The sequence below is a fragment of the Caulobacter sp. RHG1 genome (assembly GCF_013181195.1).
In the GTDB taxonomy this organism is placed as follows: Bacteria; Pseudomonadota; Alphaproteobacteria; order Caulobacterales; family Caulobacteraceae; genus Caulobacter.
Genome location: NZ_SMZP01000004.1, coordinates 378,101 through 391,302 on the forward strand (window position 1 = coordinate 378,101; position 13,202 = coordinate 391,302).

At 66.3% G+C, this 13,202-nt stretch carries 20 protein-coding genes; 7 read left to right on the plus strand and 13 right to left on the minus strand.

Annotated features, from left to right (window positions below; genetic code table 11):
* Positions 1 to 14 precede the first annotated feature (14 nt).
* The 7 genes from E1H18_RS12955 (at position 15) to E1H18_RS12985 (ending at position 5,259) form a co-directional block, all read left to right on the plus strand.
* Positions 15 to 1,037, plus strand: coding sequence for a 2'-deoxycytidine 5'-triphosphate deaminase (locus E1H18_RS12955; RefSeq protein WP_172268833.1), 1,023 nt, complete (start codon positions 15 to 17; stop codon positions 1,035 to 1,037).
* A gap of 93 nt (positions 1,038 to 1,130) precedes the next feature.
* The gene (locus E1H18_RS12960; protein WP_172268836.1) at positions 1,131 to 2,036 is read left to right on the plus strand and encodes a TraB/GumN family protein; all 906 of its coding nucleotides are present in this window, start codon (positions 1,131 to 1,133) and stop codon (positions 2,034 to 2,036) included.
* 134 nt (positions 2,037 to 2,170) lie between these two features.
* Complete coding sequence (locus E1H18_RS12965; protein ID WP_241735998.1) at positions 2,171 to 2,479, plus strand: hypothetical protein; 309 nt, start codon at positions 2,171 to 2,173, stop codon at positions 2,477 to 2,479.
* Between the two features lie 92 nt (positions 2,480 to 2,571).
* Positions 2,572 to 3,159, plus strand: a complete 588-nt coding sequence (locus tag E1H18_RS12970; RefSeq protein WP_172268839.1) for a hypothetical protein — start codon at positions 2,572 to 2,574, stop codon at positions 3,157 to 3,159.
* Positions 3,156 to 3,350, plus strand: coding sequence for a helix-turn-helix transcriptional regulator (locus E1H18_RS12975; protein WP_172268842.1), 195 nt, complete (start codon positions 3,156 to 3,158; stop codon positions 3,348 to 3,350). Before E1H18_RS12970 ends, E1H18_RS12975 begins: the two co-directional genes overlap by 4 nt.
* Positions 3,351 to 3,435: 85 nt before the next feature.
* Positions 3,436 to 4,317: an alpha/beta fold hydrolase gene (locus E1H18_RS12980; protein WP_172268845.1), complete on the plus strand. Its 882-nt coding sequence runs from the start codon at positions 3,436 to 3,438 to the stop codon at positions 4,315 to 4,317.
* Between the two features lie 57 nt (positions 4,318 to 4,374).
* A complete protein-coding gene (locus E1H18_RS12985; RefSeq protein WP_172268848.1) occupies positions 4,375 to 5,259 on the plus strand; it encodes a TraB/GumN family protein in 885 nt (294 codons plus the stop codon).
* A gap of 116 nt (positions 5,260 to 5,375) precedes the next feature.
* Here the strand turns inward: E1H18_RS12985 and E1H18_RS12990 are convergent, their stop codons facing one another.
* From E1H18_RS12990 to E1H18_RS13050, 13 genes are all read right to left on the minus strand, one after another.
* Complete coding sequence (locus E1H18_RS12990) at positions 5,376 to 5,969, minus strand: HD domain-containing protein (RefSeq protein WP_172268851.1); 594 nt, start codon at positions 5,967 to 5,969, stop codon at positions 5,376 to 5,378.
* 225 nt (positions 5,970 to 6,194) lie between these two features.
* A complete protein-coding gene (locus tag E1H18_RS12995; RefSeq protein ID WP_172268854.1) occupies positions 6,195 to 7,298 on the minus strand; it encodes a tyrosine-type recombinase/integrase in 1,104 nt (367 codons plus the stop codon).
* A 194-nt stretch (positions 7,299 to 7,492) separates the two neighbouring features.
* On the minus strand, positions 7,493 to 7,936 hold the full coding sequence (locus E1H18_RS13000) for a hypothetical protein (RefSeq protein ID WP_172268857.1): 444 nt from the start codon (positions 7,934 to 7,936) through the stop codon (positions 7,493 to 7,495).
* Between the two features lie 148 nt (positions 7,937 to 8,084).
* Positions 8,085 to 8,519, minus strand: coding sequence for a hypothetical protein (locus E1H18_RS13005; protein ID WP_172268859.1), 435 nt, complete (start codon positions 8,517 to 8,519; stop codon positions 8,085 to 8,087).
* 109 nt (positions 8,520 to 8,628) lie between these two features.
* Positions 8,629 to 9,348 carry a DNA cytosine methyltransferase gene (locus E1H18_RS13010; protein ID WP_172268862.1) on the minus strand — a complete coding sequence of 240 codons (720 nt, stop codon included), beginning with the start codon at positions 9,346 to 9,348 and terminating at the stop codon, positions 8,629 to 8,631.
* The gene (locus E1H18_RS13015) at positions 9,345 to 9,698 is read right to left on the minus strand and encodes a hypothetical protein (RefSeq protein ID WP_172268866.1); all 354 of its coding nucleotides are present in this window, start codon (positions 9,696 to 9,698) and stop codon (positions 9,345 to 9,347) included. Before E1H18_RS13015 ends, E1H18_RS13010 begins: the two co-directional genes overlap by 4 nt.
* Positions 9,695 to 10,393: a hypothetical protein gene (locus E1H18_RS13020; RefSeq protein WP_172268869.1), complete on the minus strand. Its 699-nt coding sequence runs from the start codon at positions 10,391 to 10,393 to the stop codon at positions 9,695 to 9,697. The genes E1H18_RS13015 and E1H18_RS13020 overlap by 4 nt, the downstream gene beginning before the upstream one ends.
* Positions 10,390 to 10,536 (minus strand): hypothetical protein, encoded by a 147-nt coding sequence (locus E1H18_RS13025; RefSeq protein ID WP_172268872.1) that lies wholly within the window; start codon positions 10,534 to 10,536, stop codon positions 10,390 to 10,392. Before E1H18_RS13025 ends, E1H18_RS13020 begins: the two co-directional genes overlap by 4 nt.
* A complete protein-coding gene (locus E1H18_RS13030) occupies positions 10,533 to 10,709 on the minus strand; it encodes a hypothetical protein (protein WP_172268875.1) in 177 nt (58 codons plus the stop codon). Before E1H18_RS13030 ends, E1H18_RS13025 begins: the two co-directional genes overlap by 4 nt.
* 44 nt (positions 10,710 to 10,753) lie before the next feature.
* Positions 10,754 to 11,323 (minus strand): hypothetical protein, encoded by a 570-nt coding sequence (locus tag E1H18_RS13035; RefSeq protein ID WP_172268878.1) that lies wholly within the window; start codon positions 11,321 to 11,323, stop codon positions 10,754 to 10,756.
* Positions 11,316 to 11,813, minus strand: coding sequence for a hypothetical protein (locus E1H18_RS13040; protein ID WP_172268881.1), 498 nt, complete (start codon positions 11,811 to 11,813; stop codon positions 11,316 to 11,318). Before E1H18_RS13040 ends, E1H18_RS13035 begins: the two co-directional genes overlap by 8 nt.
* Complete coding sequence (locus tag E1H18_RS13045) at positions 11,813 to 12,340, minus strand: hypothetical protein (protein ID WP_172268884.1); 528 nt, start codon at positions 12,338 to 12,340, stop codon at positions 11,813 to 11,815. The genes E1H18_RS13040 and E1H18_RS13045 overlap by 1 nt, the downstream gene beginning before the upstream one ends.
* Entirely contained in the window at positions 12,340 to 12,975 is a 636-nt protein-coding gene (locus E1H18_RS13050) for a lambda exonuclease family protein (RefSeq protein WP_172268887.1), read from the minus strand. Before E1H18_RS13050 ends, E1H18_RS13045 begins: the two co-directional genes overlap by 1 nt.
* Between the last annotated feature and the right edge of the window lie 227 nt (positions 12,976 to 13,202).

A 13,202-nucleotide genomic window follows, 5' to 3' on the forward strand; every position in this document is an offset into this window, starting at 1 on the left:
CGAGTGTCGCGCCGATGACCGACGCCCATGCCGCAGGGATTCTGCCCTGCCAGAATATCGAAGACCTGATCGCCCAGGAGGCGATCGTTTCGGCCACGCCGTTCGACGTCGACCAGGTGCAGCCGGCCAGCCTGGACCTGCGCCTGGGCGCGCGGGCCTGGCGGATCCGCGCCTCGTTCCTGCCGGGCCTGCATCGCAAGGTGCCCGAGCGCCTGAAGGACGTGGCCATGCACGAGCTGGACCTGACCAAGGGCGCGGTTCTGGAAAAAGGCTGCGTCTATATCGCCGAGATCCAGGAGCGCCTGACCTTGCCGATGACGATCTCGGCGCGCGGCAATCCCAAGAGTTCGACCGGGCGCGTGGACGTCTTCGTGCGGCTGCTGACCGACCATAGTCGCGCCTTCGACGACGTGGACGCCGGCTATACCGGTCCCCTCTATATCGAGATCGCGCCGCAGACCTTCTCGGTGCTGGTCCGCGCCGGCACCCGCCTGAACCAGCTGCGCCTCAAGCGCGGCGAGCCGGCCAAGCTGGCCACCCGCAGTGTCGGCGTCGATCTCTTGTCCGATACGGGGGTTGTAGGCTTCCGCGGTCGCCGCCACGCCGGCGTCGTCGACCTCGACCATGAGGACGGACACGACCCGCGCGACTACTGGGAGCCGCTGGAGGCCCGCCATGGCGAGCTGCTGCTGGATCCTGGTGAGTTCTACATCCTGGCCTCCAAGGACGACATCGAGATTCCGGTCCTGGAAGCCGCCGAAATGACCCCGATCGACCCGTCGGTCGGCGAGTTCCGCGTCCACTATGCCGGCTTCTTCGACCCCGGCTTCGGCACGGAAGAAGCTGCCGCTGTCGGCTCCAAGGGGGTGCTGGAAGTCCGCAGCCACGAGACGCCGTTCTTGCTGGAAGACGGCCAGACCGTGGCCCGCTTGGTGTATGAGCCCCTGACCTCGCGTCCCGCGCGACTCTACGGCGAAGGCGGTTCGCACTACCAGCGCCAAGGTCTGAAATTGTCTAAGCATTTCAAGGCCTGGTGACCGCTGAGGCGTTAGGTCGCGGCCGTGCTTAGCGTGGCGTTCAGCACGATTGCGCATATCTGAGGGCCTAGTTTCAGTCGGGCTCTCAAAGACATGTTGCGTGGCGTAGTGAGGCGTCTGTCGCGTGTGGTGATCGCGGCGGGCCTGTTGTTGGCGAGCCCTCTTTTGGTCGGGGGAAGTGGCGCGGCCAGCGCGGCGCCGGCGATGTGGGAGGTCCGGGACCGGGACTCCGTCGTCTACCTGTTCGGATCCATGCATGTGCTGCGCCCTGATGTGCGTTGGCGCACATCCGCCTTCGACCGCGCCTATGCCGCCGCCGACAAGGTCTGGTTCGAGACCCGTATCGACGTGGGACCGGATCGTATCCAGGCCCTGGTCGACCAGTACGGCGTTGATCCCGACCGCTCCCTGACCCAGAAGCTCTCGCCGACCGGCCTGGCCACCCTGCGTCCGGTGCTCGATCGCGGCGGCGTGCCGCTCGAGCGCGTCGAGCGCCTGCGCCCCTGGGCGGCGGCGATGATGCTGTCGGTCGCGCCGATGGTGAAGGACGGCGGCAGCGTCGCCAGCGGCGTCGATGCGACGACCACCCAGCGCGCCCGCGTGTCCGAAAAGCCGATCGACAGCTTCGAAACAATTGAGCAGCAGCTGCGCATCTTTGCCGACCTGCCTGAACAGGCCGAGCTCGACTATCTGGACGACGTCGCCCGCGAACAGCTGTCGCCGCCGCGCCATGGCGTCGCCCTGGAGCGCGCCTGGCTGAAGGGCGACATGGACGCGCTGGGCTCGCGCCTGGTCGGGCCGATGAAGACCGGGCGGCCGGCGCTGTACGAGGCGCTGCTTCATCGCCGCAACCTGGCCTGGGCCGACCGTCTGGACGCCGAGATGCGCCAGGGTTCGGGCGCGCAACTGGTGGTCGTCGGCGCTCTGCATATGGCGGGAAATCAAGGGCTTCCGGCCCTGATGAAGGCGCGCGGCTATGCGGTGCGGCGGGTCCAGTGAGCGATCGAGGACGTGTCGCGCGGCAACGCGCCGCACCACATCTGGTGGACACTCGGTGCGAATACACAAATTCTAGCCCTCGTTCTCCTGAGGCGCGACTCAGTCCCGCCCGGCGCGGAGGACGACGGAAATTCATGGAGGCCCTTTTGGCCCGCATCGCTCAAGATCCGTTCGCCATTCTCCAAGGCCGCGTCGAGGCCTGGGAACGTTGCGCGCGCATCCCCGGCTGCGACAAGGCCGTTTGGCGCCAGGACGCGCAAGGCCGCGTGATCCGGTGGGCCGATTTCGGCGACCGCTTCTCTCGCTACGGCTGGGAAGTCGCCAGTCGCCCGCGTCCCGGCGTGCTGGGCCGCGCCCTGGCCGTCAAGCGCCAGGAGGCCGTGCACTGGCGCGGCCTGACCGCTGAAACCCTGTCGATCGACCCCTTCCGCCAAGCCGCCTGAGGCAAGCCTACTCGACATAATGACAATGATGCTTGACATGATTGCGCTCTGAGGTGACAAGTTAGCTTGTCAAATTGAGAGGGGTGCTTGTCATGGCCGATACGATGCCTTTGGGCCTGAGGCGGCTGCTGTTCGCGCTGGGAATCCTGGCCTTCATGGCCGCGTTGTCGGCGATGGCGGTGTTGAAGCCGTTCCACGGCCTGGTGTCCTATGCCGCGATCTTCATCTGGGCCGTCGGCTTCCTGGCCTTCACCTATTTCGGCAGCACACGCATCAGCGACTGCCAGCCCATGGGCAAAGCCTCCATTCGCTATCGTCGCCGACTGGCCATGGCGATGCTGACCTATTTCGTCGTGCTGATGGGCTCGATCGGCCTGCTCAACGCAGGCGACCTGACCGGGCCGCTGCTGTGGGTGGTGGCCGCCGCGCCGGCCGCGCCGATCCTGTGGGTGCTGGCCATCATGGGCCTGTACCTGAAGGAGGAGGGCGACGAACTGGAACGCGCGATCCATGTCGAGGCCATGCTTTGGGGCCTGGCTAGCGTATTGGGTGTCTCGACCGTCTGGGGTTTTCTCAGCAACGCCGAGGTCGTTCCCGCGCCGCCGCTGTTCATGACCTTCCCGTTGTTTTGCGCCGCTTGGGGGATGAGCCAGGGCTTCATCCGGAGGCGCTACCGTTGAAGAACCGCCTGAAGGTGCTCCGCGCCGAACGCGACTGGAGCCAGGCGGATCTCGCCGAAAAGCTCCAGGTCTCGCGCCAGACCGTCAATGCCCTGGAGACCGGCAAGTACGACCCCAGCCTGCCGCTGGCCTTCAAGATCGCCCGGCTGTTCGAGCAACCGATCGAAGCGATCTTCCAGGACGAGGCCTAGGGCCTCTCCACCTCGAACTTCAGCCTCGCCGTTCGGCGCCCTTGTGCGCCGAACCCTTCCTCGCGCCTGTTCTCAGGAGAAACCAATGCGCAAGCCGCATAACATCCACCTGTTCGCCGTCCTCATCGCGATCCTGTCTGCGCTCGGCGTCATCGGCGGCGCTCACGCCGCCGACCGGATGCGCGTCGCTGTTACGGGGCAGGGGCCCGACGTCATCTTGATCCCGGGCCTGGCCTCGTCGGGCGCGGTATGGGACGCCACCGTCAAGCAACTGTCGGCCACGCATCGCGTCCACGTCGTGCAGGTGGCGGGCTTCGCCGGCGCGCCGGTCGCCGGCAACGCCGAAGGGCCGGTGGTCGAACCGCTGGTCGAGGCGATCGACGACTACATCGCCTCGGCCAAGCTGACGTCTCCGGCCGTGATCGGCCACTCGATGGGCGGCTTCACCGGCCTGTTGCTGGCCCAGCGCCATCCCGAGCATGTCGGCCGCCTGCTGATCGTCGACAGCCTGCCGTTCTTCGCCACCCTGATGTCGCCGACCGCCACGGTCGAGACCGTGCGACCGCAAGCGGCCGCCATGCGAGACGCCATCGCCGGCATTGATGCGGCCGCCTTCGACAGCCAGCAAGCCATGACCCTGCCGCGCATGGTCAAGTCGCCCGAGGGGCTGAAGGCGGCTCTCGAATGGTCCAAGGCGTCGGACCGGCCGACCGTGGCGCGGGCGATGTACGACCTGATGACGACCGACGCCCGTCCGGGCCTGACGGCGGTGAAGACGCCGGTGACGGTGCTCTATCCGCTGGACCCGGCGACGGGCGCGACGGCGGCCATGGTCGACGGCCTATACGGCGCGGCCTATGCGGCGCTGCCGGGCGTGGCCCTGAAGCGGATCGACGGCGCGCGCCACTTCATCATGCTGGACCAGCCCCAGGCCTTTGCCGCCGCGGTCGAGGCGTTCCTGCGCTGAGCCTTGCGTCTGGAGGCGACGCCCTTCAAGCATGGGGCCTTCAGTGAAGGGGGCTCCATGCTCAGCAAGCTTTGTCGGCCGGCGCGTCGGTTTGCGGTCGGCCTGGTTTCGGTGCTGGCCATTCCGGGAGCGGCTCTCGCCGAGCCGGCGTTGTGGGCGATCAAGGACGCGGACTCGACGATCTATCTGTTCGGAACGATCCATGCCCTCAAGCCCGACGTGCAGTGGCGCTCGCCATTGATCGACAAGGCCATGGCGGACAGCGGCGACCTGACGCTGGAGATCATTGGTGGCGACGACCCGGCCGTGATGCAGCCGCTGGTCATCAAGTACGGCCTGAGCCCCAGCCAGAAACTGTCGGCCCGCATCGGCCCCGAACGCTTCCAGCGCGCCAGCGAACTGGCCAAGAGCGCCGGCATGCCGCCCGAGATGCTGGAGATCATGCGTCCCTGGATGGCGGCGGTGTCGCTGTCGATGGCCCCGATGATCAAGGCCGGCTACGACCCCAAGGCTGGCGTCGAGCAGGTGCTGCTTGCCATGGCTCGCGAGGGCGGAAAGGCCCAGGCTGGCCTCGAGACCCCCGAGCAGCAGGTGCGCTTCTTCGCAGACTTGCCGGCCAAGACCGAAGACGACTTCCTGGCCTCCACGCTTGAGGACGCCGAGGAGGGTCTGGCCAAGATCGACAGCCTGGTCGCCGCCTGGGTCTCCGGCGACGTGCCGCGCCTGGAAACCGAGTTCGTGACCGAGATGAAGGGCGAGTACCCCGAGCTCTACGACCTGCTGATCACTAAGCGCAACGAGGATTGGGCCCGTCAGCTGAAGACCAAGCTGGCCGGCTCTGGGGTCAGCTTCGTCGCGGTGGGTTCAGGACACCTGGTGGGGCCAGACAGCGTCCAGGCGCAGTTGGCGAAGCTGGGGATTAAGGCGGCGCGGGTGGAGTGATCCTCCCCCGCGATGCGGGGGAGGTGGCCCAGAGGGCCGGAGGGGGCTAGCTCGGCTTCGCAGCATTCGTCCCCTCAGTCACTTCGTGACAGCTCCCCCGCAGCACGGGGGAGCATCTACTCCGCTGCCGCCCGCAGATAGATCGACCGCTTCGGCACGCTCATCACCCGCTGCAGCATGGGCTCAAACGCCTCCAGCGGCATCGACTCGAACTTCGGGTCGAAGGCTTCCTGGTCGTACTGGTGGCAGAACTTGGCGGTGTGCTCGAAGTCGGGGTGCCCGCGGAACTGGTCGCGCATGTCGCGGTCCAGGCCCAGATGGTGGAAGAAGTAATAGCCCTGGAAGATGGCGTGGTGGGCCACCATCCAGTGGTTCCGTTCCGACACGAAGGGCTGCAGGATCGCCGCGGCGATGTCGGCGTGATTGCGCGGACCCAGGATGTCGCCGATGTCGTGCAGCAGGGCGCAGACGACATATTCCTCGTCCTCGCCGGCCTGGTGGGCGCGGGTGGCGGTCTGCAGGCTGTGGTCCAGCCGGTCGATGGCGAAGCCGCCGCAGTCGCCCTTCAGCAGGTTGAGATGCGAAATCAGGCGGGTGGGCAACTCGCGCCCGAACTCGACCGAGGCCCCGGCGATGATGCCCCAGTCCTCGGGCGTGCCATCGGTCATGGCGTGAAATTGGGCGCGCGGATGATGGTCGCCGTCGGCCATGGCGTTTCTCTCCCCAAACGTCTGTTTGAGGTGATCGTGCGCTCGAAGGCGGCGTCCGTCAACGAAGGGGAGGAGGCTGGAGCGGGCGGGGGGAATCGAACCCCCGACATTCAGCTTGGGAAGCTACGGTTTATTGAAGGAAATCAATAGGACCGCTCCCAACTCTACCCTATCGGCGCTGAGCGCCACAAAGGGTTGCGAGGCATTTTCCCAACTGGAACTGGCTTATGTATCGGCCCGATTGATGCGCGCAGCAAGTGCCATGACGATGGCGTCACGGTCGACGTAGGTGGCCAGCAATCGCGCAACGCGGCTATCCTCCCATCCGACGATATCGGCGATCTCCGAGGCCGTCAGGCTCGCTCGGCGCAGGCGGGTCGCGAAGGAGCCGCGCGCATCGTGAAGGTGCTTGTCGACGCCGGCGGCCGACTTGGTGTCGATCACCTGATGTTCCAGGCCGTTGACGCTCCATGGCTGGCCGCGCGTGTTGGACAGCACGGTCAGGCAGGCCGGCGGAGGCGGGCGCTTCTTCTTGGCAGCGCGTTCGCATAGCTCGGCGTGGCGGGCCGCCTGCTGCACCCGTATGCGCTCCAGAAGCGCCTTGGTCTCTGGCAAGACCGGGATGGTCTGGGTCTTCTTACCCCGGCTCTTGGAGGTCGGCTTGACGATAGCCACGTCGCCGACCTGAGACCACAGAAGGGACGCCAAATCCTCGCGACGGAGGCCGGTGAGGCAGGCCAGCGGAACGATGAAGGACACCTCTGGAGACGAGGCCTTGTTCATGAAGGCGGCGACCTCGCCCGGCTCCCAGATCTGGTCCGCACGCGACGAGGTGTACAGTTGCGAGAGGCCAGCGGCGGAGTTTCGCTCCAGGATGCCAGCGTCGACGGCCTGCGCCAGGACAACAGACAGGACTTGGATCGCATAGTCCGCGGAGCGCGGCCGGTCCTTCCACTGGTTGCGCCAGTCGATGATGTCGGCGCGGACGCGACGGTCGTCGAGGAGCTTGTAGGTCAGGCCGCCGATGTCGTCAGGGCCGTCGTCAGCGGAGATCCGGTCTAGCCAGCGTGACCACTCCGCCTTGGTGCTCTTGGCCAGGCGCTCGAACTCAGGCGATCCCTTGTAACGACGGACTAGGCCGGCGAGGGTGTCGTTCGGCCGGTTGCGGATGCTCTCCAGCGCCCGATTGTACGACGCCATGAACTCGGGCGTGCCCGGCGCGCCGTCTAGCTTCGGCCCGCCCTTCCACGCATACCAGTAGACGCGCGTCGTGCCGCCCTTGAGGGTCTTCTTGACCCTATTCAGACCCTTTAGCCGCACGACGGGCATTCTTCTGTTCTCTCCAGGCATGCAGGTCATCGATCGGGGTGGCAGGCTGCTTCCCGGCTGGGTCCAACGTCAAGGGGCCGGGCTTGATCTCGACCCCGCCGCCCGGCAGGCAGACGATGGAAGCGGCGCTGAGGCCGACATCCTTCAGGGCGCGCATCACGCGGGAAATGTCCGCTTGGTGGGTGGTTTTCCCCCTAGCCATTCGCATCCCCCTCCTTAGATAGGGCGCGGACCCGTGAGGCCGCCTCGCCCTGACCCGCCCCGCGAGCGGCGAGAGCGTGTAGGCCGCGCGAGGCCGACTCCAGGTGCTTGATGCCGTCGACCACTTCCACGGCGGGAAGGCCCTTCGCGATCCATTGCGCCAGCAAGCCCGCGCCGAAGTCGAAGATCGCGTTGAGGTAGGCGTTCGGATGGCCGACCGTCAGCTTGTCGGTCAGACCTTCGCTGTCCAGAACCCGCCCCTTCACTAGAGAGGCGTCATCCGTGGCGTTGAGGGCCGACAGCAGGTTGCTGGCCAGCGCTTCAGGATCCTCGCCGCCGATGAACCAGCGGCCGGTGGCGTCCTGCTCCACGGCGTCAATCAGGGCCTGGGCGGCGGGCTTCAGGCCCGCATCGTCGCCCTTGAACATGTCGGTCATAAGTGGTCCTCGTCTTCATCCACATCGCCGCAGTCGGGGCATGTCGCGACGGCTTCGTCCCCTGCGTCGCCTTCCTGGGGGGTGAGATACCGATCCCAGTCTGTGACTACCTCGCCGTTGCCCTGGCAGCGCTCGCACGTCTGGCGGCTCATCCGGCTTGGTCCTTTCGGGAGAGGGCGGCGCGATATGCTCCGATGTGGCCCTTCCGGCTGTTCTGGATTTTGGCCAGCGCTTCGTTAGGATTGCCGTCCTGAGCAGCATTCCACCCCGCCGTGACGCCGGCCAGATAGTTGCTGTCGGCCAGCATGTCGGACTTGGCTTCCGACAGCTTCGCCGCCTCCCGCAGCCGCTCGTTCTCCTGCTGAAGGGCGGTTTCAGCCGGCAGGAAGGCTACGGCGTGTTTCACGCGCGTCAGAGCAGCTTCAGCAGTTTCGCGCGCTCGGGCATTCTCTCCGCCTTCCAGGGCCAGATCCGCATGTTCGGCGGCAAGGCGCTGTAGCAGGTCGATCACGTCAGACCGCTTGATCAGGCCGCTATCCGGCGCAGCAGCTACGACCCGCTCTCGTTGTTCAGTCGTGGTCATGGGGTCAGCCCCTCCTCAGGGCTTGAGGGTGGAATTTGGGGGCAGCACGCGCCGACCTTTCGCGGGACTAGCCCGTCACCAGGCGCGGCGCTCTGCTGGAAAGGCGGGGTCATGCGGCCTCGCGAAGCTGGAGGATCGCGCGAAGCTGCCGGCCGATGTGCTCGGTGAAGGGCGGGGGAACGGCCTCCGACATCTCGCCCATCGAAGCCCAAGGCATCTGCATGAGCTGACGCGCCAGCGCGGGCCGGTCTTCGCCAGGGAAGTCCATGGTCCGGCCGGTGCCCTTGCCGGTCCTGTGCTCGCCGCTACGGCAGCGCAGGTGGCCGCCATAGATGTTGGCGATCGGGTGGCCCTGGGGACCGAGATCGGCCGGCGCTGAGAGGTCCCAGTTCGTCTCGAACAGGCGCTCGCGCGTGAGCACGTACTTCCGGCCCGCGCTCGTCACCATGTGCATATCGAACATGGTCCCGAACAACGAGACGGGACTGATCAGGTGAGCGCGAGCCGCCCTGACGTTCTCGATGACGTAGGGACGGCCGGAGTCGCGGAGTATCTCACGGGTCAGCGGGATCAGGTTTAGGTGTCGTCCCCGCGCGTTCGCCGGGGTTAGCTCTGAGCCAAACTGACAAGGCGGGCTCGCGTGGATCGCGTCGAAGCTGGCGACCCACTCCGACTTAAGATCCACCGCGTTCGCCTGAACGAACTCGTCAGCGGTGCAGCGGGGCTGGCGCTCAATATCAACCGACGTCACGTGGAAGCCGGCGAGTTGATAGCCCTTGGCGGCGCCACCCGCGCACGAGAACAGGTCGAGAAGGCGAGGCCGGCTCACGACCGCCCACCTTCGCGGCTGTCCCCGTCCCCTTGTGTAGAGACGGTAGAGGGGTGTCTAGCCCGATCCTGCCCGTCTTGACCCTTCGGGCCATCGGTAGGCGGGGAGGAGTCATGCTGGGCCGGAAAGGCTTCGGGGTGCTGGATCGCGGTCAGCAGGTCCATGGCGAGGTGATGGTTGTCCTCGTCCACGCTCGCCGCATAAGCCTCGATCGCCACCAAGGCATGGGGATCGGCACCACTATAGTCCAAGACCAAATAGCGGGCTTCCGGTCGGAACGGCTTGCCGTCCACGCGGGTCACGCGAAACCGGTCCTCGAACCCGCCTTTTCCGTATCGGCTGGTGGTCATGCTTTCTCTCCAGCTTGTCGGCGTAGGAACGACGCCCGCGCCACTTGTCGCCGAGCAACTCGTCCATGGGGCTGTCGTAGCGATGGCCGTTTTGGCCGAGGCTGCTGGCGTCGGCTCCGGCGAAAGGGGCGATCAAAGGCCACCGCCACCCCCCGAAGCATGTGGGTCTGCTGCCAGACGTCGAGCCCAAGCTCGCGCTCGATTTCCTCGACCCGGCGCCAGTAAGCATCACAGCCCACCGGTTCCTTCTTGGGGTCGCCAATCCAGCCCATGCAGACGCGCGGGTACTTCTCCAGCAGGCGTCCGAAGCGCGCGATCGGCCCATCCATGTGATAGACGGGCATCCCCTTCTCGACGGGGAACGGCCAGTCCAAAAGCTGGCCATCGTTGATCTGCGACGGCGCGCCGGGAATGTCGGGCATGATCGCCTTGACGTTCGGACGCCAGATGAACGGCTCAAGCCACTTGAAATAGGTGGCGCTCGGCACGTTCTCTTCGGACCATTCACGGGCGGCCTTCATGGCGGCGATCCAGGTCGAGAAATTGCCGTGATCGGTTATGATCAGGCGGCCAATTTCCAGCACGGTGGCGAGCTGGTCGGGCCGGTACATGCTGACGAGCAAGTCGCGGCCGGTGCATACGTCGATGAGCGCTGCATTCGGCGTGATCGGCGTGACGTGGTGGATGTCGGTCACTGCGACACCGCCTCCGCGAAGAACCGAGCGCTCGGCTTGATCCCGTGCGTGTTCGGCCCCCGATGCTCCTTGCAGAACTTCGACCGGGTCTTGTCGGTGATCGCGCCGCCGCAGCCCGGCGATTTGCAGGTCGGGCGGCTCATACTCCACCTCGGCTATGCTCACCGTTGGAGAGGGCGGCCCGTTGAACCAGCATCTCGTCGGCTATCCGATAGGCCTCCTCGGCGGCGTAGATCAGGTTTCCGCTATAGCGCGGCTCCGCCAGACTGTTGGCCAGCAAGCCCGTCAGCGCCGCCATCGCGAACCGATCGCGCAAGGTCTCCGCCCCTACGGTAGGGCTGGAGGGGGTGTGGTCGGGGGTCATGATGCACCGCCGGGTTGGGTGGCGGCCTCGATAGCGGCGTAGACCTCTGCTACCGTCTCGATCCATTGCGCCCAGCGAGGCTTGGTCGGCTCCTCCCACGACTTTTGATAGGGGTGGTGCATCAGGGCGTCCGCGTCCTGCGTGCCCTGGCAATCGTGCATGGCTCGGCAACCGGCAACGAGCTGCCTCATCGTCAGGGTGGTGTTCGGCGCGTAGTGCTCAGCCTCTTCGGCCGCGAATTGCTCATCGGGGGTGGCAGCCTCGTCCGCCAACATCGCGTCAGCCATGGCCCCGTAGTCGATGTTGTCCCAGATCACGCCCAGGCCGCCGCACTCCCGGCAACCGGCTCCGGGCTGGCACCGGAAGACTGAACTGCGCGGGTAGTCGCGGGTCGAGACGTAGCCGTCGATGCTCTCCTGGCAACCAGTACAGGCGCGCCAGAAGCCGTCACCGTCGTCCATGACTTCGGCGATCCGTTCTGCGAGCGCGGGCAGGGAACCCGCGTCCGCGCTGCCCACGGGTCCACCGTTCCGGGAGACCTCCTGTTCTTGTCTGATCTCACCCATCTCGTGTTTCTTCCTTATGCGTAGGGGTGGGGGACGCCGGACGCTTCTGGAAGCCACGGCTCTGGATCTTCCGGGGCGTGGCGGGACGCTCGAAGCCGCGCGACTGGATCTCTCGGCCCTGAGGCCAGGCGACCTTGCGGGTGGCGATCTTCGCCTTGGGCTTGGTCTCGATGACCGGCGGCGGCGTCGGCACGGGGCTGACGATGAAGTGGCCGCTTTCGAGCAGCCAGCGCATGGTCTTGCGGTGCGCGCCGTCCCAGAGGTCGAACTTGACCGTCTTGGGCTCGTTGCCCTGGTCAACCCGGCCGTGGCAGGTCCAGCACAAAAACGCGATGGCCGCGTCACTGGCCTTCAGGCCCGTGCCCTTGCCGTCCCGGCCTTGATTGCTATGCGCGCTGACGACTTGGCCCTCGTTGCGGACGCCGCAGAGCATGCAGTGCGGAGCCTTGGCGGCGAGGCGGATCAGGCCAGGGTGACGGTAGTTGGCCATCAGGCGGCCTCCGCCCGGCGTGACAGCGCCATCGGGTCGACACCAAGCATTTCGCCGAGGATCGCGAGGCACTTGTCCTTGGCGTCCTGGAAGGTCGCCTTGTCCATGGCGGGGAGCTTCATGCTCTTGGCCCGGTAGGACGTGACGACCTTCCCGCGCACGGTGACGATGACGTAGTCTTCCAGCATCGCCGCCGTGGCTTGGATCGTCGCGGCCAGACGCACAGCCTCGGTCTTGAACTTGCAGGCCGTCTCTTGGACGTCGCAGAAGCCAGCGCGGATCAGGCAGTGCTTGCGCAGGATCGTCGCCGACGGGAAGCGCGCCGCGTCCGCCTCGCTCAGGTTCGCGAAGGCCTCGTTGACGATCGCAAAAAACTGGGCGTGGCTCTTGGCCGACCGCTCCTGCACTTCCGTCAGGACGTAGCGCTGGCCGATGACGAAGGCCTCGTCGCACCGCCGAGAAAACCCCGGCGGCGGGACCATGGCCTCGCCGTTCCAGACGAAGGGTAGCGGAGCGGCGGCGTCCATCAGGCGGCCTCGCGGATCACGGCGGCGCGCAGAGCGTCGATAGTGGCGTCGACCTCGGCCAAGAAGGCGCGAACCTCGCGCTCGGTCTCGGCGATGCGGATTTCGTCGCGCGGGAAGCGCTTGACGAACTTGCGCATGTCGGCCGGGAGGCGGGGGTCGTAGCTGACGAAATCGCACCAGGCCCGGCCGGTGCAGGCCATCTGCCAGTTCATTTGGATCTGGTACTTGGTCGGGATGGTGCCGCTAATCAGCGTGTCGATGTGGGTCGACGTGTTGGGGCACTTGATCTCGATCAGCCCGTCGTCGCCGACCAGGCCGTCCGGGCTCGCGCCGGACATGGCGATGCGCGGGTGATCGACGAAGCCGACCTCGGCGATCTCTGCCTCGGTCAGGAACTCATAGAGGGAGCGTGCCTCCGCCTCCTTCTCGTTCCCCCAGTCCATGGCCGCGCTCTTGAAGCCCTCGGCCGCGACGCCGGTCAGGCGCTCGGAAATCAACTGGGCGGCATAGTTGCCACGCGACGCCGAAGGTCCTGACTTGCCCTTCGCCAGGACGTCAGCCACGCGCGAGGCTGTCACGCGGCCCAAACGCAAGGCCTTCCACTCTGGCGTTCCCTGAATAATCAAGGCCGTCATTGATATGTCCTCCGGCGGGAGCAATTCGGTTTTGGAGGGGTGGGGCCTAGGTGGGCTCGCCTCGCGTCGGTGTAGCCGTCGCACCACCTGGTGATGGTCATGACGCTGACTGAATGAGCGTCAGCCGCCGCTTCCATTGAGGGATATTCGACGCCATCAATCTCGACCGTGTAGCTGGTCCGCCGATTGCACTGCTGCTCTTGGGTCGTCGCCCACCGAACGTTGCC

What these genes read in the sequence shown, in the direction of transcription:
- E1H18_RS12995 (WP_172268854.1), bottom strand. Translation starts at nt 7,298, where the DNA reads ATGCCCGTCGTGCGGCTAAAGGGTCTGAATAGGGTCAAGAAGACCCTC.
- E1H18_RS12960 (WP_172268836.1), top strand. Translation starts at nt 1,131, where the DNA reads ATGTTGCGTGGCGTAGTGAGGCGTCTGTCGCGTGTGGTGATCGCGGCG.
- E1H18_RS12970 (WP_172268839.1), top strand. Translation starts at nt 2,572, where the DNA reads ATGGCCGATACGATGCCTTTGGGCCTGAGGCGGCTGCTGTTCGCGCTG.
- E1H18_RS13035 (WP_172268878.1), bottom strand. Translation starts at nt 11,323, where the DNA reads ATGGGTGAGATCAGACAAGAACAGGAGGTCTCCCGGAACGGTGGACCC.
- E1H18_RS12980 (WP_172268845.1), top strand. Translation starts at nt 3,436, where the DNA reads ATGCGCAAGCCGCATAACATCCACCTGTTCGCCGTCCTCATCGCGATC.
- E1H18_RS12985 (WP_172268848.1), top strand. Translation starts at nt 4,375, where the DNA reads ATGCTCAGCAAGCTTTGTCGGCCGGCGCGTCGGTTTGCGGTCGGCCTG.
- E1H18_RS13045 (WP_172268884.1), bottom strand. Translation starts at nt 12,340, where the DNA reads ATGGACGCCGCCGCTCCGCTACCCTTCGTCTGGAACGGCGAGGCCATG.
- E1H18_RS13040 (WP_172268881.1), bottom strand. Translation starts at nt 11,813, where the DNA reads ATGGCCAACTACCGTCACCCTGGCCTGATCCGCCTCGCCGCCAAGGCT.
- E1H18_RS13050 (WP_172268887.1), bottom strand. Translation starts at nt 12,975, where the DNA reads ATGACGGCCTTGATTATTCAGGGAACGCCAGAGTGGAAGGCCTTGCGT.
- E1H18_RS12990 (WP_172268851.1), bottom strand. Translation starts at nt 5,969, where the DNA reads ATGGCCGACGGCGACCATCATCCGCGCGCCCAATTTCACGCCATGACC.
- E1H18_RS13025 (WP_172268872.1), bottom strand. Translation starts at nt 10,536, where the DNA reads ATGAGCCGCCCGACCTGCAAATCGCCGGGCTGCGGCGGCGCGATCACC.
- E1H18_RS12955 (WP_172268833.1), top strand. Translation starts at nt 15, where the DNA reads ATGACCGACGCCCATGCCGCAGGGATTCTGCCCTGCCAGAATATCGAA.
- E1H18_RS13005 (WP_172268859.1), bottom strand. Translation starts at nt 8,519, where the DNA reads ATGACCACGACTGAACAACGAGAGCGGGTCGTAGCTGCTGCGCCGGAT.
- E1H18_RS13015 (WP_172268866.1), bottom strand. Translation starts at nt 9,698, where the DNA reads ATGACCACCAGCCGATACGGAAAAGGCGGGTTCGAGGACCGGTTTCGC.
- E1H18_RS12965 (WP_241735998.1), top strand. Translation starts at nt 2,171, where the DNA reads ATGGAGGCCCTTTTGGCCCGCATCGCTCAAGATCCGTTCGCCATTCTC.
- E1H18_RS13000 (WP_172268857.1), bottom strand. Translation starts at nt 7,936, where the DNA reads ATGACCGACATGTTCAAGGGCGACGATGCGGGCCTGAAGCCCGCCGCC.